Annotated in this window: 21 protein-coding genes and 1 other annotated feature; all 21 genes read left to right on the forward strand. The window is 31.9% G+C overall.

The features are described from left to right. Window positions 1-14 precede the first annotated feature (14 nt). The 21 genes from KQ51_RS03815 to KQ51_RS03915 all read left to right on the forward strand — a co-directional run bounded on the left by KQ51_RS03815 (window position 15) and on the right by KQ51_RS03915 (window position 19,813). A complete protein-coding gene (locus KQ51_RS03815; protein WP_038469106.1) occupies window positions 15-1,184 on the forward strand; it encodes an ATP-dependent nuclease in 1,170 nt (389 codons plus the stop codon). 10 nt (window positions 1,185-1,194) lie between these two features. Next, window positions 1,195-1,668, forward strand: coding sequence for a hypothetical protein (locus tag KQ51_RS03820; RefSeq protein WP_038469109.1), 474 nt, complete (start codon window positions 1,195-1,197; stop codon window positions 1,666-1,668). A gap of 9 nt (window positions 1,669-1,677) precedes the next feature. Beyond that, the gene (locus tag KQ51_RS03825; protein WP_038469111.1) at window positions 1,678-2,166 is read left to right on the forward strand and encodes an LURP-one-related/scramblase family protein; all 489 of its coding nucleotides are present in this window, start codon (window positions 1,678-1,680) and stop codon (window positions 2,164-2,166) included. Next, window positions 2,150-2,806 carry a class I SAM-dependent methyltransferase gene (locus KQ51_RS03830; protein WP_052609150.1) on the forward strand — a complete coding sequence of 219 codons (657 nt, stop codon included), beginning with the start codon at window positions 2,150-2,152 and terminating at the stop codon, window positions 2,804-2,806. Before KQ51_RS03825 ends, KQ51_RS03830 begins: the two co-directional genes overlap by 17 nt. Before the next feature lie 16 nt (window positions 2,807-2,822). Next, a complete protein-coding gene (locus KQ51_RS03835; RefSeq protein ID WP_052609152.1) occupies window positions 2,823-5,171 on the forward strand; it encodes a helicase C-terminal domain-containing protein in 2,349 nt (782 codons plus the stop codon). Window positions 5,172-5,197: 26 nt separating this feature from the next. Then, window positions 5,198-5,875, forward strand: a complete 678-nt coding sequence (locus tag KQ51_RS03840) for a polyphosphate polymerase domain-containing protein (RefSeq protein WP_038469114.1) — start codon at window positions 5,198-5,200, stop codon at window positions 5,873-5,875. A gap of 9 nt (window positions 5,876-5,884) precedes the next feature. Continuing rightward, window positions 5,885-6,565: an MgtC/SapB family protein gene (locus KQ51_RS03845; RefSeq protein ID WP_038469117.1), complete on the forward strand. Its 681-nt coding sequence runs from the start codon at window positions 5,885-5,887 to the stop codon at window positions 6,563-6,565. Further along, window positions 6,565-8,193 carry a CotH kinase family protein gene (locus KQ51_RS03850; RefSeq protein WP_038469120.1) on the forward strand — a complete coding sequence of 543 codons (1,629 nt, stop codon included), beginning with the start codon at window positions 6,565-6,567 and terminating at the stop codon, window positions 8,191-8,193. Before KQ51_RS03845 ends, KQ51_RS03850 begins: the two co-directional genes overlap by 1 nt. A gap of 117 nt (window positions 8,194-8,310) precedes the next feature. After that, a complete protein-coding gene (locus KQ51_RS03855; RefSeq protein WP_038469123.1) occupies window positions 8,311-9,306 on the forward strand; it encodes a phosphotransferase enzyme family protein in 996 nt (331 codons plus the stop codon). Next, the gene (locus KQ51_RS03860) at window positions 9,307-10,182 is read left to right on the forward strand and encodes a radical SAM protein (RefSeq protein WP_038469126.1); all 876 of its coding nucleotides are present in this window, start codon (window positions 9,307-9,309) and stop codon (window positions 10,180-10,182) included. A gap of 11 nt (window positions 10,183-10,193) precedes the next feature. After that, window positions 10,194-11,111 (forward strand): NAD(P)-dependent oxidoreductase, encoded by a 918-nt coding sequence (locus KQ51_RS03865; RefSeq protein WP_052609154.1) that lies wholly within the window; start codon window positions 10,194-10,196, stop codon window positions 11,109-11,111. 113 nt (window positions 11,112-11,224) lie between these two features. Further along, window positions 11,225-11,452, forward strand: a binding site (T-box leader). A 119-nt stretch (window positions 11,453-11,571) separates the two neighbouring features. Next, window positions 11,572-12,741 carry a tryptophan synthase subunit beta gene (gene trpB / locus KQ51_RS03870; RefSeq protein ID WP_038469130.1) on the forward strand — a complete coding sequence of 390 codons (1,170 nt, stop codon included), beginning with the start codon at window positions 11,572-11,574 and terminating at the stop codon, window positions 12,739-12,741. Window positions 12,742-12,808: 67 nt separating this feature from the next. Next, complete coding sequence (locus tag KQ51_RS03875; RefSeq protein WP_038469133.1) at window positions 12,809-13,912, forward strand: 4Fe-4S dicluster domain-containing protein; 1,104 nt, start codon at window positions 12,809-12,811, stop codon at window positions 13,910-13,912. Continuing rightward, window positions 13,896-14,132, forward strand: coding sequence for a Smr/MutS family protein (locus KQ51_RS03880; RefSeq protein WP_038469135.1), 237 nt, complete (start codon window positions 13,896-13,898; stop codon window positions 14,130-14,132). Before KQ51_RS03875 ends, KQ51_RS03880 begins: the two co-directional genes overlap by 17 nt. 101 nt (window positions 14,133-14,233) lie before the next feature. Further along, window positions 14,234-14,551, forward strand: a complete 318-nt coding sequence (locus tag KQ51_RS03885; protein WP_038469139.1) for a zinc ribbon domain-containing protein — start codon at window positions 14,234-14,236, stop codon at window positions 14,549-14,551. Next, window positions 14,538-15,734 (forward strand): MFS transporter, encoded by a 1,197-nt coding sequence (locus KQ51_RS03890; protein ID WP_038469142.1) that lies wholly within the window; start codon window positions 14,538-14,540, stop codon window positions 15,732-15,734. The genes KQ51_RS03885 and KQ51_RS03890 overlap by 14 nt, the downstream gene beginning before the upstream one ends. Before the next feature lie 109 nt (window positions 15,735-15,843). Beyond that, window positions 15,844-16,659, forward strand: coding sequence for a sulfide/dihydroorotate dehydrogenase-like FAD/NAD-binding protein (locus tag KQ51_RS03895; RefSeq protein WP_038469144.1), 816 nt, complete (start codon window positions 15,844-15,846; stop codon window positions 16,657-16,659). Continuing rightward, entirely contained in the window at window positions 16,656-18,032 is a 1,377-nt protein-coding gene (gene gltA, locus KQ51_RS03900; RefSeq protein ID WP_052609454.1) for an NADPH-dependent glutamate synthase, read from the forward strand. The genes KQ51_RS03895 and gltA overlap by 4 nt, the downstream gene beginning before the upstream one ends. 76 nt (window positions 18,033-18,108) lie before the next feature. Continuing rightward, window positions 18,109-18,960 carry a DegV family protein gene (locus KQ51_RS03905; RefSeq protein ID WP_038469146.1) on the forward strand — a complete coding sequence of 284 codons (852 nt, stop codon included), beginning with the start codon at window positions 18,109-18,111 and terminating at the stop codon, window positions 18,958-18,960. Window positions 18,961-18,971: 11 nt separating this feature from the next. Next, window positions 18,972-19,409, forward strand: coding sequence for a MarR family winged helix-turn-helix transcriptional regulator (locus tag KQ51_RS03910; protein WP_038469149.1), 438 nt, complete (start codon window positions 18,972-18,974; stop codon window positions 19,407-19,409). An 80-nt stretch (window positions 19,410-19,489) separates the two neighbouring features. Beyond that, entirely contained in the window at window positions 19,490-19,813 is a 324-nt protein-coding gene (locus KQ51_RS03915; RefSeq protein ID WP_038469151.1) for a PadR family transcriptional regulator, read from the forward strand. Window position 19,814 lies beyond the last annotated feature (1 nt).

The raw sequence follows: 19,814 nt of genomic DNA on the forward strand, positions 1-19,814 counted from the left end.
AGGTAGTGATATGGATGATTGAGCATATTTTTATTAAAAACTATAAAGCATTTTCAAGAGAAAATATCCCACTAGATAAAAATACACTCTTAATCGGGTCTAACAACTCTGGTAAAACAACTGTATTAGAAGCATTGGACCTGTTTTTTAACAGTGCTCTCAATCGGGAATTCATCATCGATAATAAAAGAGATGTCGTGATTGAAATCAATCTTAACGATGAAAGATACCGAAAAGTATATTCCCCACCACTTTATGAAGTAAACTTTACAAAGTGTATTGGTAATATATTTGAGATAAATCATATAAAATATTTATATATACCTAAAAATATCAATAATCATACTATGCTGAATGATCTACTTACGATTAACATGACAAAGAAAGTACCACCTGAAGAACAATCGTTAATCTTTAAAGTGTCTGATTATATAGATGGTACCATTGGAAACAGTAACTACAAGATATTTAATGTCTCAACTAAATATGAAATGAGTATTACCGATGATGTACGGTTCACAAAAGAAGATTATTCAAGACTAATATCAAATGTTACATATCAACATTTGATTATCGGTATTGATAATTTTGAAGTTAATTTTGATGTAAAATCACTAAATGAATTTACTAAATTCTCTTATCAAACAATCTTTACAACGAATGATAAAGATATAGTGAAGAATTATAATTATTACGTCTCCGCACTATATAAAGGTGACAAAATTGACGATTTAGACACCATTAAGAAGAGAACTTTCAAAGAACATAATAAAAAGTATTTGCTTGTTGAAGGTAAATATGACGTCAATTGGTTTGAAAAAGCATTACAACTTTTAGACCTTCAGAATAAGTACACTGTTATCCCTTGTGGTGGTAGTGGAAATATTAGTTTTGTAAAAGAACAATTAAAAAAAGAAGGTTTTGAAACCATCGTTGTTACAGATGGTGATACACATAAAAAAGGTTCATTACAAAGAGATGTAATTGAACTGTATGCAGACAAAGACTTTATTAATACTAGATTTAACACAAGATTTGAATACTTACCTGAGAGAAAACATACTTTCTTTAAGTATTTCCACGTTAAAGATGATGTTGTTAAGAACGTCCTTTCTCGTTGGGCAAAGAAAAATCTAACTCTCCAAAATGATTTCGTTCAAGAACTAAAAATCTTATTGAAGTAGGAGTGATTTAATGAATTATTTTATCGAATGCCGTAACGTTTTAAGCCGTAAAGACTTATTAATCTATAATGATGAGTTTGAGGAAATAGGAGAAATCAAATATCATAAGCAAAATTCTGATTATAATATTTCATGTATGTATAATTTAGATTCTAAGAAGTATTTAGTTAAAACTAATCCTCTTAAATTCAAACCAAAGTACATTATCTATGACGAAGGTGGAAACCAAGTCGCTAAAATTAGCGCTGGAGTTAAAATAATTCACTCAATCATAGAAGCTGACAAGTACTACTTTGTTAAATCAGCATTCTGGAAAATCAAATATCAAGTATATGATAAAAGAAGAATAATAGCCACATTAGAAGTGAATAGGATCAAAGGTAAGAGATATTTTAAAATAACTTCACTAGAAGGTGGATTTTTAACACCATTGTCATTATTCTTGTTAGCGCAAGCAGTAAGAATTAAAGCTATTATCAATTAGGAGGAAATTATGAGATTCTATATTAAACAGAAAGTATTCTCTTTAAGAGATAAGTTCAGTATTATGGATGAAACTCAACGAGAACTTTATACAGTGGAAGGCAAGTTCTTTAGTATTCAAAACAAACTACAGTTATTGAATATGAATGGGTCTCAGGTACTAAACTCGCAAAAGAAACTATTTAAATTGTTTCCACGTTATGATATTTATACACCGCACAACGACCATTTAGCTACAATTCAAAAGAAATTTTCAATTAAACCTAAATTTGTTGTTACTGTTGGTAATGAGGAACTTCAAGTTGATGGAAGTTTCTTTGGACATAGCTTTGGTATATTTAGAGGTGGACAAGAAGTAGCTTCTATCCAAAAGAAATACATTTCATGGGGTGATACTTATGAAATAAGTGTCGAAGATGAACTAAATACAGAATTATACCTATTTATCGTAATCATTATTGATCAAATAATTCATGAACAAGATGGTAAAAGAAATTAGTCTCTGTAAAATCTGTAATAGTCCTACAGACGAATTATTCGATAAACAACTAAAAGTCACATATGACGTTTGTCATAAATGTGACTTTATTTCTAAACAAGAATCTTTCCTTTTGACACCTGATGAAGAACAAGGAAGATACGCAACTCACAAGAACGATGATGAAGGTAATATTGGGTATATGAATATGTTTAACAATTTAATAGATTTACACGTTAGACCTCTCAAAAAGGTAAAAAACATTTTAGATTTTGGCTCTGGACCCTATCCAATGCTAAAAAAGATATTAGATAGAGATGGATACAATGTTGCTATCTACGACCCATTTTTTAGTAAGGATTTAGCTTACCAAAATAATATGTATGATCTAATTACAACCACAGAAGCTATCGAACATTTTGTAAATCCGATCAAGGAAATAGAACACCTATTGTCATTACTAAATGATCAAGGATACTTAGTAATAATGACTAACTTTAGAACTATGGATGTAGAAGGCTTCACAACATGGTGGTATCGCAGAGATCCCACTCACATATCTTTCTTTAATGATAATACCTTTAATTACTTAAAAGGTAGATATAACTTAATAGAGATATCAAATAACCATAAAAATATAATTACATTACAAAAACAATAAAGTAAATGGTGATATTATGAAACAAATCAATATCACTGCCAAAGAAATTGTTCAGTTTATTTACTCAGGCGGAGATTTAACAAGTGAATTCAAATCAAATAAGCGTGCGAAGCAAGGAATTGAAGCGCATACTTTTTTGCAGTCCCAATATAATGAAGAAGATCGTAAAGAAGTAAAGGTAGAAACCCTTTATGATACTGGTAAATATAGTATTCATGTTACTGGAAGAATGGATGGGCTATTAAAAGAGAATCATAAGTACATAATTGAAGAAATAAAAAGTACTTTAACAGATTTGAATCTAATGGAAATCAATACAAGACCTGAACATTTAGCACAAGCAAAAATGTATGCATATATGTATATGACAAAAGAGGAAATGAGATCCATTTCTGTGCGTTTGACCTATGTAACAGTGAACGAATACAAGACTAAATCATTTACAAAAAGATATAATTACAGCCAACTAAAGCGCTTTTTCGAGAAAACAATCGAAGAATATACGAATTGGCTTGAAATCTTTGATGAACATCAAAGAAATAAGTTAAAATCTTTAGAAGGTTTATCATTTCCTTTCGATGATTACAGAGAAGGACAATACAAATTTATGGGTGCTGTTTATCAAACCTTAATTAAGGGAGATATTCTATATAGTATTGCCCCTACAGGTATTGGAAAAACAATAGCGTCGTTATTTTCTAGTTTAAAAGCTATAAAAAATGAAAAAGACAAAGTATTTTACTTAACAGCTAAGAATGCTGGTAAGAAAATCGTTGTAGACACGGTAAATTTACTAAAAGAAAAGGGATTAGTCTGTAAAACTGTAGTAGTTAACTCTAAAGAGAGTATGTGTTTAATGGATAAAGTAGATTGTGATCCTGATATTTGTCCTTATGCGAAAGGATTCTTTGATCGCTTAAATGAAGGCTTGAATGATATCTTTGTTCACCAGGATGTATATGAAATGGACTTAATTAAGCAATATGGAGAGTATCATACAATATGTCCCCACGAGTTTAGCTTAGCAATTTCAAACTATTCAGATGTAATTATCTGTGATTATAATTATGCTTTTGATCCAAGAACACATTTAATTAGATATTTTGATGAAGATTACTATAATCCTATCCTTTTAATTGACGAGGCTCACAATATGGTTGACCGATCTCGTTCAATGTACTCGAGTTTTATCAGAAAATCGACGTTATTCGAGTTAAGAAAGAGTTCTAACAAGGTGAAACCCGCAGTTAAAACTCAAATTAACAAGTTAATAAAATATATTGATGAATTTGTTGAAGTAAATGACATAATCAAAGCGCAATTCTACTATCAAGATGAATTAGATGAAGATTTAATTAAGTTAATTGAAAGAATAGTTAATAAATTGGATCAAATCCTGGTTGAGAATAAGAGGTTTAAGGACCGAGATAAAGTCCTGGATGGCTATTTTGAGCTAACCCAGTTTTTAAGGATAACTGATTACTATTCACTTAGCTATAAGTATGTGGTTGAAGTGATAGGAGAAGACATTGTTGTTTCTCAAAGATGCTTAGATGCATCTAAGTACATATTAGATGTTCTTGAACGTAGAGCTAAAGGAACAATTTTCTTCAGTGCTACTTTGGAACCTATTGATTACTATGTGAAACTTATTACAAATGGAAATGGAAAGAGTATTCAAATCCCTTCTCCGTTTAAACAAAATAATTTAGGATTATATGTTGATGAATCTACATCTACAAGATACCGAGATCGAGACCGAAGTGTTAATGGAATCATTGACAGTATATATGCAATGTTAGAAACCAAAATTGGGAACTATATTGTTTTCTTTCCCTCTTACCAGTATCTAAATAATGTTTTAGAGCACTTCGAGAGCGAAGATTACAATGTGCTAGTCCAATCAAGAAATATGTCATTTAGAGCTAGACAGAAGATGTTAGACGCTTTTGATACCGTCGGAGAGGTATCAAAAATTGGATTCTTTGTACTAGGTGGGAGTTTTAGTGAAGGTGTCGATTATATTGGTGACAAATTAAGTGGGGTATTAGTAGTTGGTGTAGCGTTACCTCAATTCAATAAGTATAATGAAATCTTGAGAAACTATTTTGATGATGAATTTGATGAAGGATTTGATTATGCATATACCTATCCAGGAATGAACAAAGTTATTCAAGCAATTGGTAGGGTTATTAGGACAGAACAAGATATAGGGATTGGAATATTGTTTGATGATAGATATTCTCATCGTAAATATAAGAGTCTGTACCCTAAAAACTGGAATCATTATAAAACTGTCAAAAAGAATACTTATCTTCAAGACTATCTTAAACAGTTTTGGAAAAACAAGAAAAACGGTGTATAATACAATTATTAATTTGAGGTGGTAATATGAAGGAAGTTCATCGCCAGGAACACAAGTATCTAATCTCTTACGTCGATTATTTTAAAGTAAGAGAGGCTATTAAAACTCTTTTGATTCATGATCAACATGGTCCAAATGAATCGTACCAAGTAAATAGTATATATTTAGATGATATTTACTTCTCAGGGGCTCAGGATAAAGCATTTGGTAATGAATTACATAAGAAGTACCGTATTAGATACTATGACGATATAACAATGAAGAAATTAGAATTAAAGAAAAAGACAGGAAATAGTAGTATTAAAATATCAACACCTATTAATGAAGAGGTGTTTAAAGCTATCGTTGATAATGATATAGATATTTTAGAGAAGCACTTCGATGATAAGTTGATTAGGTTATATACACTTGATTTCTTTAGAAATAATCTTGAACCAAAGTGTAATATTATCTATAAAAGAGAAGCTTATCGTGATGAAAGTGATAATTTTCGAATTACATTTGACCACTCTCTAGAAGTTTCCCGTTTTGATAAAGAAATTTCGGGGGAAAACATCAAATTAATGAAAGATACCATGCTAATGATGGAAATAAAGTATGAACACTTCATTCCCAAAGAAATAAAAACAATAATAAAATCAATTGCAGCTAATCAAATAGCATATTCTAAGTACTTCTTAGGATATGATCAAATAATACTTTAGGAGGGCATTATGTCATTTTCAGATTTAATCAACCAAGATATCTTAGAACTTTATAATTCACAGAACATCAGACTAGAATCAATAATATTCAATATCATCGTAGTATTTTTATTAAGCTTATTTATCTTATATACTTATAAGAAAAGCTACCAAACTACCGTTTATAACCGTAGTTTGGCAATTGGATTACCAATTGTCGCCATGGTTACTAGTGTTATCATTATCTCAGTAGCATCAAATATTATTCTATCTCTAGGGATGGTAGGGGCTCTATCTATTGTACGTTTCCGTACTGCCTTGAAAAATCCTTTTGATACAGTATTTATGTTTTGGGCTGTGGGATTGGGTATCCAAGTAGGTGCTGGTTTAATCCTGGTAGCATTCATTAGTACAGTTATTATTGCACTAGCTATATTTGCATTAATTAGTTTAGAAGTATTCGTTTCATCGTACTTCTTAATAATTCGTACTAATTCTACAGAAAATGAAGAAGCAATCTTAACAGAAGTAAGTGCCATTTATGGTAAATATACTTTAAGAAATAAGACTGTTAAATACAATTCGCTTGATTTAACCTTAGAAGTTAGATCTAAAGAGGATAAATCGCTAATGGTTAATAGACTTAAAGATATAGCATCTGTGAAGAGTATCGTATTGCTTTCTCATAATGGAGATTACATCTCAGAATAATGATTAATCTTGTACTAAGACGAGTTCTTATAATCGCAACCTTAGTAACTGTACTATTTGGGTTAGATTCTTTATCTGATGAATCACTATTATTAAACTTACCAAGTGAATTAGAGATTATTGATGTCCTTGCTCAACAACGTGCTCAAAAAGAAGAGATTCTAAAAGCACAAGTTGATTATATAGCAGCACAAGAAAAGATGGTAGAATACTACCAAGAACAAATAATAAAACAAGAAGAATTTATATTAATTGAAAACGCAAGACAAGAAGAAGATAGAATAAAAGCTATCGAAGAAGCAATGGAAAACAACTACACTTTAGGCGACAGAGATAAGCCTTTAGACTATCAAAACCTATTCGATGATAGTATCAAACACACCTTTGTCCTAGATTTTGATAGGTCAGAATGGCAACATCTCTTAGATTCGATGAATGAGTATCATGATATGTTTGGAAACTATAAAAGTAATGAATATGTTAAAGCAGATGTATCTTATTATGGAGACGAAGAGTTAATCTTCATACCTGATGTTGGTATTAGATCAAAAGGTAATAACTATTCAAGACGACTCCCAGAAAACTCTGAAGGAGTTGTTGTTCCAATTCATTATGTAATGAAGTTTAATGAAACATTTGATACAACATTTGGAACAACTGAATATGATTGGCTTAAAACAAGAGAAGTCTTTGATTTAGAGAAACTAGCCTTTAAATGGAATAGAAACAATGATCAAACATATATTAATGAACTATATAGCCATCGATTATTCCAAGAAGCTGGTGTAGCGATGCCTAATATTACTCTTACTAAACTGATTATTAGGATAAATGGAGAAGTTGAAATGACTGAACTCTACACTGCTCAAGAAGTAATTGATGAAGAATTCATAAGGAAACACCTACAAGATACCCCTACTAAAGAGGTTGGAGACTTATACAAAGTAATATGGCCAGGTACTTTACAGCCTATAACTAACTTATATAGTGTAGGAATAAGAGATTGGAAAAGTAATTATCGCCCTACATATGGTAAAGAGACCAATCAAGACAGTAGTGATTATTCCTCGCTTATTAACTTCACTCGGAATCTCGATAACTATTCAGGTCTTACTTTGAAAAACTACTTAGAAGACAATTTTGACGTAGATATGTTTATTAGATCCCTTGCGGTGAACGTTCTACTAGGTAATCCTGATGATTACCGTGGTAACGCTAATAACTATTACTTATATTTTGATGAAAGCGACTATTTAACATTTATCCCATTTGATTATGATCATTCTATGGGTGTAGGTTGGAGTGGTTCCCCTGTCTTTATAGATTACACACTAGGTAATGATATATATGAATGGGAAGGTAGTGGATTCTCTTCATATTCAGATTACACACCTCTAGTTGACAAGATATTGGAGTTTGAAGAGTATCAAATCCTGTATGAGGACTATCTGGAGCAGTTTATCAATGATGGATATTTTAGTTTTAACTATTATAGTGACCTTTTTAATACCCTCGAGAGCGCATATGGTAACGAGTTTGATATGTCTAACGACAAGTTTTACTATATAAACGCAAAGACAAATGCGGTGTTAGAAGACATTATATATTATAGAAATCAAAGAGATTAGCAAAAGAAGACTATACCAATAGTCTTCTTTTTTTATGACATAATAAATTAAATTATCACTTTAATAGCACAACATATATGATAAAATTAGATTATACACTTTTAAAGGAGAGCAATTATGGAGATAGCCATTCAAAATGCACTAACAGAGGGCATTATAAGAGAATCAGCAAGATTATACGATACACCTTTTGACACCATTAAGAAGATAGGTGGCTTTGAAAATTTCGTATATGAGTATGAGAAAAAAGGTGAAAACTACATTCTTAGGTTTGTTCATAGTTCTCATCGCTCAAAAGAACAAGTATTTGCGGAATTAGAGTTTATTGATTTCTTAGATAAAAACAATGCACGTGTTTCCACTGTTATCCATTCAGAAAATGATAACTTGCTAGAAGTAATTAAAATCAATCAAGACGATTATTTCATAATCTCTGTATTTGTCAAAGCTCCAGGAGAAAAAATAAAGTTAATAGACCTGACAAATGAGTTTTATGAAATGTTTGGAGAAGAAGTAGGAAAATTACATAAATTGACAAAAAAGTATAAACCAATCCATAAAAGAATAGATTGGGATGAAGAATTACTACTTGAAAAATCAAGAAAATTATTAGGTAAAAATGATCGAATATTGGTCGAAAAATACGAGAAATTAGTTAAAAAAGTTCAGAAGTTACCTAAAAATATCGATAATTTTGGCCTAATTCACACGGATCTTCATTTTGGGAATATGCACTTATATGGCGGAGAACTAATGTTTTTTGATTGGGATGATGCGGCATATAAGCATTTCATAAGCGATATAGCTATAGTGATATTCTATCGTTTTATGAATTCAAAGCTATCAGGTGATGCACTAGATAAAGAAATAGCGCTAATGTTAGCCCCTTTCTTTAAAGGATACCTTAAGCAAAATTCAATAGATATTTCGTTTTTATCAAATTTGAACGATTTCCTAATGCTACGTACAATCGTATTGTATGTTGTAATTCATATGGCAGGAGAGGAATTAGTAGATTCACCTTGGGGGAAACAATATATTGAGAAATACAGAGAAAGAATCATAAATGAAACACCGTATTTAACTCTAGAAAAAGTGACTGAATTTCTATAAATGGAATATATTAGAGCGAAGAAAATTGTTCATTCTGTAAATAGTGGTCAATCTTGGTTTGGTGTAACTCATAACTTGAATATTTATCGTGGATGTGACCAAGGATGCATATATTGTGACTCGAGAAGTAGTTGTTATAAGATAAAAAATTTTGACACCATTAGGACGAAGCAGGAAGCTGACTTGATGGTTGACCTGGAACTTTCTACAAAACGCAAAAAAGGAGTAATTTCCATGGGAGGGATGAATGACCCATATAATCGCTATGAGAAGACCCTAAACTACACTAGAAACTCATTGAAATCGATGGACAAATATCACTTCGGAGTTAATATAATTACTAAAAGTAAACTGATTTTACGAGATATTGATGTCTTGCAAAACATAAATGTTCATTCACCTGTTTGTATCTGTATTACGATAACTACTGCAGATGATAGACTACAAGCTAGAATCGAGCGAAATGTACCATCAAGCACAGAACGATTTGAAGTGGTAAAAGACCTTGTTAATAGTGGAATCTATACAGGAATCACATTAATGCCTATTCTACCCTTTATTAATGATACATTAGCGAACATTGAGCAAATAGTTACCAAAGCACATGAAGTTGGAGCAAAGTTTATCTTTGCCTCGTGGGCTGTAACTTTAAGAGATAACCAAAGACAGTACTTCTTTAATAAAATCGGTCCTGAGTTAACTGATAGGTATGTAAAAACATATGGAGATTCATATGTTTGTGCGTCTTTAAATCACAAATTGCTACAAAATAAGTTTGAGACATTATGTAAGAAATATGGTATAGTATATAAGATGAAAGACATTATAGAAGGTATGTCTGAAAGCGTTAAGAGTGAACAAGTTTCACTATTCTAGGAGGTATTAATATGAAAGTATTTGCTGAACACGAAAAGATTCAAGAATTCCTAAAGCAAAACCCTATCGATAGTATTGATATCGTCGAAGATATAAAGAAAGCTAATTACATAATAACTGGGAAATACAACAACACTAAGTTTAATCCCAATCTTAAAGGGATTGTTATTCCTTATACAGGACATAATGGAATTGATTTAGAGGCCTTAAGAGATAAAGAATTAATGCTATTTATTACTTCTACAAGATCAAAGTATGTAGCTGAAAAGGCTTTAACACTTGCATTATCACTTCTAGGTAACACAGTTACTTATCATAACTTACTAAAAGAAGGAAATTGGGGTTCTCGTAATACAGATGAACGATTACCATGGGTAAGTATTCAAAATTTAAGTGTTGGATTATTTGGATATGGTAGAATAGGTAAAATTTCGCATCAGCTAATGAAGAGTCTTGGTTGTGACTTCTATACTATAGATCGACACAAAGACTATCCGAGTGATATAAACCTGGTTAAAAATCTAACAAACCTCATTCAAGTATCTGATATTGTAATTATATCAGTACCACTTAACTCAACCACTGAGGAAGTCTTCGATAAAGAAAAATTTTCAAGAATGAAACATAAGTTTCTTGTAAATGTTGGTAGAGGTAAGATATGTAATGAGAAAGACCTTTATGAAGCATTGTTAAATGGAAACTTAAAAGGCTATGCATCAGATGTTTGGTTTAACTATCCAAAAGGTAAAGAAACACAATTGCCTTCAGAGTATCCAATTCATGAATTGGATAACGTAGTTTTATCAAATCATTCTGGAGGATTTACTGAAAATACAAACTACGAAGTAAACAAAGATCTACTAAAAATACTAAGAAAAATACGTGATGAAAACTTTGAAGACAAGCTAAATCTTAAGAATGTAATTTAATGATTTTTACTGTTTAGAGCTATCTAAAACACAAATATATACCATTTAGACCCCTCAAAAGCATAAAAATGTAAAAAGAGTATTGACAGAATATCGATTATAAAATACAATTAAATAAATCATTGAATAGAAGTAGTAGGTTATTATTTTATTTATAGAGAACTAGTGTTTGGTGGAAACTAGTAATAATTAAATAACTGAATGGATCTATGAGAGGATACCTGAATTATAGTAGGGTGTCACGGGAGCTCCCGTTATAGAGCTAGAGTATGATAGTACTTAAATAAGGGTTCTTTATAGAACTAAATATGAGGTGGCACCACGTTTATAACGTCCTCTACACAATATTTTGTGTAGAGGACTTTTTTTATACAATAAAAAGGAGGATTATTATGGGACCTTGAAGAGGTGATTATACAAGTACATAACATAAAACTAAAAAACTAAAGGAGAGATTATTATGAATTATGAATTTGGAAAATTTGGTGGACAATTTGTACCTCCACCAGTTATAGAAGCGTTAAACGAGGTAGAAAGAGCTTTTAATGAAGCCATTGAAGACCCAATATTTGACGTCGAATATAGATATTATTTAAAGAACTTCGTTGGAAGACCAAGTCCGATTTATTATTGTGAAAACTTAACAAAGAAATACGGTGGTGCTAAGATTTACTTAAAAAGAGAAGACTTAAATCATACAGGAGCACACAAAATCAATAACACAATAGGACAAATTCTATTAGCAAAGAGAATGGGTAAGACTAAAGTAATTGCAGAAACTGGTGCAGGACAACATGGTGTAGCTACAGCTACAGCTGCAGCTATGTTTGGTATGGAGTGTGAAATCTTCCAAGGTGCAATTGATATGGAGAGACAAAAACTAAATGTATTTAGAATGGAAATGCTAGGTGCTAAAGTAACAGGAGTAGAACAAGGTACTAAGACATTAGCTGATGCTGTTGATTATGCAATTGGTAAATGGGTTGAAAGAATCGAAGATACTTTTTACCTATTAGGTAGTGCAGTAGGGCCACACCCATACCCAACTATGGTGAAATACTTTCAAAAAGTTATTGGTGAAGAAGCAAGAGAACAAATACTTAAAGAAGAAGGAATTCTACCAGATACAATCATTGCCTGTGTTGGTGGGGGAAGTAATGCAATTGGTTTATTTACTGAGTTTATTAACGATAAAGGTGTTAAAATCGTTGGTGTAGAGGCTGCGGGGAAAGGTTTGGATACAAAAGAACACGCTGCTACCATGACTCTCGGTAAAGAAGGAGTTATTCATGGAATGAATACAAAAGTAGTTCTTGATGATGATGGAAACATTAGTCCAGTATATTCAATATCTGCAGGGTTAGACTATCCAGGAGTAGGACCGGAACACGCTTTCCTGGAATCAATAGATCGAGTACAGTATACGAGTGCTACAGATAAAGAGGCAGTAGCAGCATTTTTAGAACTATCTAGAGAAGAAGGAATCATTCCAGCAATAGAATCAAGTCATGCATTAGCATATGCTGTTAAACTTGCGCCTACATTAGCAAAAAATAAGATTATCTTAGTAAACCTTTCAGGTCGAGGAGATAAAGATGTCGAAGCAATTGAAGAATACTTAGATATGTAATAAATAAGAGAATTAAATGCTAATTTAATTCTCTTATTTTTATGTTATAATTAAATGGGTGATTTTTATGAAGAAATATGACGAAAGAGAAGTTCTATTCGCTAGAGTAGGATTAAAAAAAGGCTCTAAAGAGTATAAGGATTTTTATAATAAAAATAGAGCTGCAAAAAAAGACGATGATAGGCAAAGAGGTATTTCGTTTAGAAATAATGTTCGTAAAAGCGATCGCTTTAAAGAACTCTTTTTCCCATTGACAAAAGACAATAAATATTTCATAAAATCTATCTTTGATATGGCTGAGAGCAAACCTGTAAATCCAAATAGGGTTGATATTAATCTTGAGTTCTCGTCTAATTTAAAGGAAATAGCTAAATATTATGGAGCTACATCTGCAGGGATAACCAAATTGAATGATTATTCTTTTTATTCTACTCATGGTGGGTTGTCAGAGGCTTTAAATATGGATACATATAATAATAAGATTTTACCAAAATATAAAACAGCAATAGTCTTTACTGTACTAATGGATAAGGAGCAAATAAATAGAGGTCCTCAATATGAAGAACTACTAGCTACCGAAGAAGCTTATGTAAAAGTAGCAACTGTTGGTAGTAGAATAACAATGTATCTAAAAGAATTAGGATATAAGGCAATGTTTAATAATTCAGAATTCTACTTAGGACCATTAGTTCCATTAGCACATGATGCTGGACTAGGACAAATAGGAATGTGTAATCATATTGTTACCAAAGAATACGGAAACAACGTAAGATTGGGTGCTGTCTTTACAAATTTAGAAGTTAATTATGATAAACCTATCGATTTTGGCTTAACTGAGTTCTGTAAGAGATGTGCACTTTGCTTGAGTAATTGTCCGTCCAAGGCTATAACGCATCTTCCAAGGTATGTAAATGGTCGACAATTCTATAAATTTCATGATAATAGATGCTACGATATGTGGTTAAAATCTGGAACAGATTGTGGAACTTGTATCTCTACTTGCCCTTTAACACAAGGCGTAGATTTAGATAAATTAGATAGTATTAAAGACAAACCAGAGGTAATTAACGAGATTCTTGATGACTTTGTGGAGAAGAATGGACGTAGAGTGTATACAAAAGCTGATCTAGACATAGTTAAAATGGAGAGTAATAATGACGAAGACAATTGATATACACGGATACACTGTAGAAGAAGCAAGAAGGTATATTGAAAGAACTATAGTAAAACTAGATAAAAATGTTACTGAACTTGTTGTAATTCATGGATATCATGGTGGAGATAAGTTAAAAGAATTACTAAGAAGTCCAAACGGGATCAGATCTCGTAGAATTAATAGAAGAAAATATACAAGTAATCAGGGGGAAACAATCCTTGAATTGTGTGAATAGAGCCGTTTTGATACATATTAGAGCTATAGCCCTTAAATGTATCAAAATGTTAACTAAACTATTGACCGATTAAATTAACATAATATTTGAAGGTGATTAAGATGAATGAGAGATATACACGAATATTTGGGTTCTCAGCGATTTTAGCAAGTATTGGTGTAATTGTATTGTCTATGTATCAAAACTCGATTATATTGCTAATAATTGGTGGTACATCTTTAGTGGTCAGCGTCTTTGTGGTCATAATGGTTTCATCATTAGCAATATTTGGAAAAGACAAGAAATTAGATATTGAAACACTAATGAAGCAAGGTCTTCACATTGTTAAATGCATTGAATGTGGCAATGATAATGTATTAGAGGACAAATACTGCACTCATTGTGGTGAAATATTGGTAAGTATCGATGAAAAAATATAAAAATAACATAATTCTAGACTATATTCAGCTTGGACTTAGGAGTTTCAATGTTACAAACGTAATATGGCTCTTATACTTGCTCCTAAAAGGCTTTGATCCTCTTGAGATTGGGATCTTTGAAAGTGTATTCCATGTCTCAAGTTTGCTATTTGAGATACCTAGTGGTATGTTAGCAGACTTGATTGGTAGGAAACAATCGCGTATTATAGGTGTTTTACTGTATTTGGTATATGTCATTCTAATAGTTTATGGCAATAATGTAGTACTTATTGGTTTAGCATTTATTTTTTGTGGAGCTTCATATGCATTTGAATCTGGTAGTGGTGAGGCATTGATTTATGATTCATTGGTTATGACTAACGATCAAGACAAATTCATGAAAATTAACGGGAATAGGGAAATAATCTTTCAATTGAGTAGCACATTGGCCTTACTCATTGGTGGTTATCTTGCTCTAATGAGCTATAAACTAAACTTTTTAGTAGTGTTTATCGCCTTCACTGTGGCGTTAATCCCTGTTTTACTAATGAAGGAAACTAAACAAAATAGTGTGAAAAAGCATAGTAATTTCAATGATCTTGTGTACGAACACTTTGTACGAAGTACAAAAACTGTATTTAATGATAAAAATCTAACATTTTTGATAATTTTAGGAGCTTTACTTGCTGCTCCAGTAACTTCTATCTTTTTTTATTTTCAACTCTATCTATCAGAATCTCTAAATTATCCAGAATATCTAATTGGGATACTTTTAGCAGTTCATTCTTTGGCAGGTGCACTCGGTGGATACCTGGCATCACGATTAGAGAAGAAATTTCAAGAGAAATTATTATTGTATATCGTACCACTTTTATTAGTAGTTTCATTTTGGGCTATCCAAGTTGATTTAATCGTTTTTGTTCCATTTGTTCTTTTAGGATTCTTGGATTCATTGCTTTATATAGTTTTGTCTGATTACGTTAACAGAATAATACCATCTGAGCAAAGAGCTACAGTTTTAAGTTTTAGTAGTTTTGCATTTAGTATAGTTATGATCATAATTTTCCCTATATTAGGAGCTATTGCGAAATATTCATCTTATAAAATATCATTTTTGATATTGGCTGGTTTAGTTTCAGTACTATACGTTGCGTTACTATTAGTGTTGAGATCAAATAAATTTGTCGTTAAAAAGGGACAATAATAGTCTCTTTTTCTATATTCTTGGATGGTAAAAAGAAAGCAAATTTGTTATAATAATATATAAAGAATAGTACGTTTTCGTGTACTTTTCTTATAAAGAAGGTGTAGAGATGTATAAAATACTAGCGAAAAAAGAAATAAATAATCTAGTTGACCAAATGACTATAGAAGCACCATTGGTTGCTAAAAATTGTAAACCAGGGCATTTCATTATTCTGCGTGTTGACGAAGACGGAGAAAGAATACCTTTGACTGTTGTAAATCATGATGAAACAACAGTTGAAATTATATATCAAAAGCTTGGATATACGACTAGACTTCTTGGATCTATGGAAGTTGGAGATGCTATTTCTGATATAGTAGGACCTCTTGGAGAAGCTATCAAAATTAGAGGCTCTAAACGTATACTTGCTATAGCAGGAGGGGTAGGAGCCGCGCCTATTTATCCACAATTAAAAGCATATCATAATGAAGGGGTCAGTATTGATTTGGTGTTAGGTGCAAAGTCGAAAGAGTACTTAATTCTAACTGATAAATTTAGAGATATTTGTGATAATGTTTACCTTTGCACTGATGATGGTTCTGTTGGTGAGAAAGGTTTTGTGACTGAGATTGCCTCAGAACTCTTGACTCATGAGACTTATGACCATTCAATTGCAATTGGACCTTTAATTATGATGAAGTACGTTGTCCAATTGAATAAAAAGCACAATCTTAAGACCGATGTTTCTCTTAATCCTATAATGATTGACGGTACTGGTATGTGTGGTAATTGTAGAGTATCTATCGGTGGTAAAACATTTTTTGCATGTGTTGATGGACCAGACTTTCCTGGTGAAGAAGTTGATTTTGATGAACTCTTAGCGAGACAAAACTACTATCATGATGAGGAACATATTTGCAATCTGGAGATGAAGTTAAAATGAAGCAATCAAGAATAAAAATGAATGTTTTAGATAGCGTTAAAAGACAATCTAATTTTGAAGAGGTAGCATGTGGATTCACGCTAGACGAGTCAAAACTTGAAGCTTCACGTTGTTTGGACTGTAAAAATCCACGATGTGTTGATGCTTGTCCTGTACATATAGATATACCGAAATTTATAAAAGAAATATTGAGTAATGATATAGAAAATGCTTATTTTACGCTGTATAATGACAACATCTTACCTGCTATTTGTGGTAGAGTTTGTCCTCAAGAAAAGCAGTGTGAAGGGGCTTGTATCCTAAATGTTAAAGGTGAAAGTGTATCGATTGGTGCACTAGAAAGATATTTAGGCGATTATGCATTAAGTAATGATCTCGTTAAGGAAGAAACAATATCTAATAATGGTATTAAAATTGCAGTTGTAGGTAGTGGTCCTAGTGGTATAAGTAATGCCGCTAGTATGAGAAGACTAGGATATGATGTTACAGTGTATGAAGCACTACATGAATATGGTGGTGTACTAAAATATGGGATCCCTGATTTTAGATTACCAAAGACTATTGTTGAACAAGAGATTAACAAGGTTAAAGATTTAGGTGTTAAGTTTGAAAAGAATGTACTAATAGGAAAATCAATAACTATTGACCAACTAAAAGAAGACTATGACTATAAAGCAGTATTTATAGGAAGTGGTGCAGGATTACCAAGTGCATTAAATATAGCAGGGGAGAACTTCAGTGGAGTTTATTATGCTAATGAATTCCTCACAAGAGTTAACCTTATGAAGTCACGTGATTTTCCTCATAATCCTACACCTGTAAAAATTGGTAGTAATGTAGCAGTGGTCGGTGGTGGTAACGTAGCAATGGATGCAGCTAGAACAGCAAAAAGATTAGGTGCAAAAAATGTGTTTATCTTATACCGTAGAGATATGGAAAGTTTACCTGCAAGACTTGAAGAGATACATCATGCAATAGAAGAAGATATAGATTTTAGACTACTTAGAAACCCAGTAGAATTTATTGGAGAAAACTATATTGTTAAACGAGTGAAATGTGAAATTATGGAACTAGGTGAGAAGGATTCTTCAGGTAGAAGACGTCCAATGCCAACTGGGAACTATATTACTTTTGATATTGACTCATGCATTATATCTATTGGGCAAAAGCCGAATCCAATTCTAAAAAAATCTACTCTAGATTTAGAAACAGACAAGTGGGGTAGGATAGTTGTTAATGATTTTCAAACGTCGATACCGGGTGTTTTTGCTGGTGGTGATGTTGTTAGTGGAGCAGCAACTGTTATTTTAGCAATGGGTGCTGGTAAAGATGCTAGTATTTATATGGATAAATATATTAAGAATCTGCAGTAAATTTGACAAAATAATCAAAAAGATATACACTTTTCTTAGATACTTTGAATATCAAATCAAAATTTAGGAGGAGTTTATGTCAAAAATTGGTTTACTAGTATGTGGAAATTCTGGAATAGATTATATTGATCATAAGTATGATATATCTGTTATTAGATCTATTTTATTTGTCGGACATACTGAATACTCAGATTACGTAGATATTAAAGCCGGAGACTTTTATAAAATGTTATTAGAGGATCCCAGTTTAACCCCAACTACAGCCCAGGCTGCAACTGGTGTTATCGTAGAACAATATAAGGAAATGATTGCAAAAGGTTACGATGAACTAATCGTGATTTCAGTCTCTCAAAAACTAAGTGGAACATATGAGGGTTGTGTTCTTGCTGCTAATATGATTGATGATGCTAAAATAACTGTTTTTGATTCTGGTACTGTTAGTTTCCCAGAGGCAAGAATGGCATTAGATGCCGCTAAAATGGTCCAAAAAGGAAAAACAACTGAAGAAATAGTTGCACATTTAGAGGAATTGCGAGATAATCATCGTATATTGTTCAGTGTTGAAACTCTTAGATACCTTGTTAAAAACGGTCGTTTAAGTGGAGCTTCAGGATTTTTTGGAAGTATGTTAAAAATTAAACCAATGTTAGAAGTTACCAAAGATGGTAGAGTCGAAGCAATTGAAAAAATTCGTACCCTTTCAAAAGCTACTGAACGTATAATAGAAAAGTTCTTAGAAGAACTTGGAGATAAAGATGTTGAAGTCTTTATGATTGAAGCAGAAGCAAAAGAAAGAGTAGAATATATTAGATCAAAGATACTAGAAGCAAGACCAGATATAAAAGAAATAAAAGCCTATCCTTTAACACCAGTAGTTGGCGCACATGCGGGACCTGGGTGTGTAGGAATAGGATATATAGTTAAATAGGGAGGTATTAGATGGACACACCTAAGCAAGTAATTAATGAGCTATTGGTTGAAGTATTTAATCATATCTTAAGTATTGAGGCAGAAGCCTTAAGAAATAGAGGGGTTAAACTGTCAATGAATGAAGTTCATGTCTTAGAAGCTATTGTTAAAACAGAGGAACCAACAATGACTCACTTAGCACGAAGAATGAGAGTGACAGTTGGGACTTTAACCACAGCTATGAATAGATTAGTAGAAAAGGGATATTGCACTAGATATCGTGAAGAAGAAGATAAAAGAAAAGTCTTGATAGCTTTAACTGAAAAAGCTGTAGAAGCTCTTGCCGTACACGAAGAGTTTCATGAAGAGATGATAGATTCTGTCATTAAAGACATGAATTTAGACCAAGATGAGGTTTTACTTCAATCACTTAAAAATATTAGTACCTACTTTAAAAACAAGTATTAAGCGAATATACACCTTTACTTTACCTTATATTTTTGATATTATATTATATAGTAAAAATATAGAGAAGTAGAGGTGTTTTTATGGTGAATTCTGATGTTATTAGAGGACATTTAGAAAGTGTTATTTTAAAACTTATCATTGAACAAGATAGATATGGTTACGAAATAGCAAGCTGTATTAAAAAAAGAACTGATAACAAATTTATCATAAAAGAAGCGACACTCTACAGTATTGTAAGTCGTCTAGAGAAAAAAGAATTAATTGAGTCTTACGTTGGGGAAAAAACACATGGGAAAAAACGCAGGTATTATAAGATTACCTCACTAGGAAGGGCATATTACTATGAGAAAAAACAGGAATGGCTCGAACTAAAAGAAATCTTAAATACACTATTGGAGGCTTAAA

It is taken from the genome of Candidatus Izimaplasma bacterium HR1, from assembly GCA_000755705.1.
Classification (GTDB): Bacteria; Bacillota_I; Bacilli_A; order Izemoplasmatales; family Izemoplasmataceae; genus Xianfuyuplasma.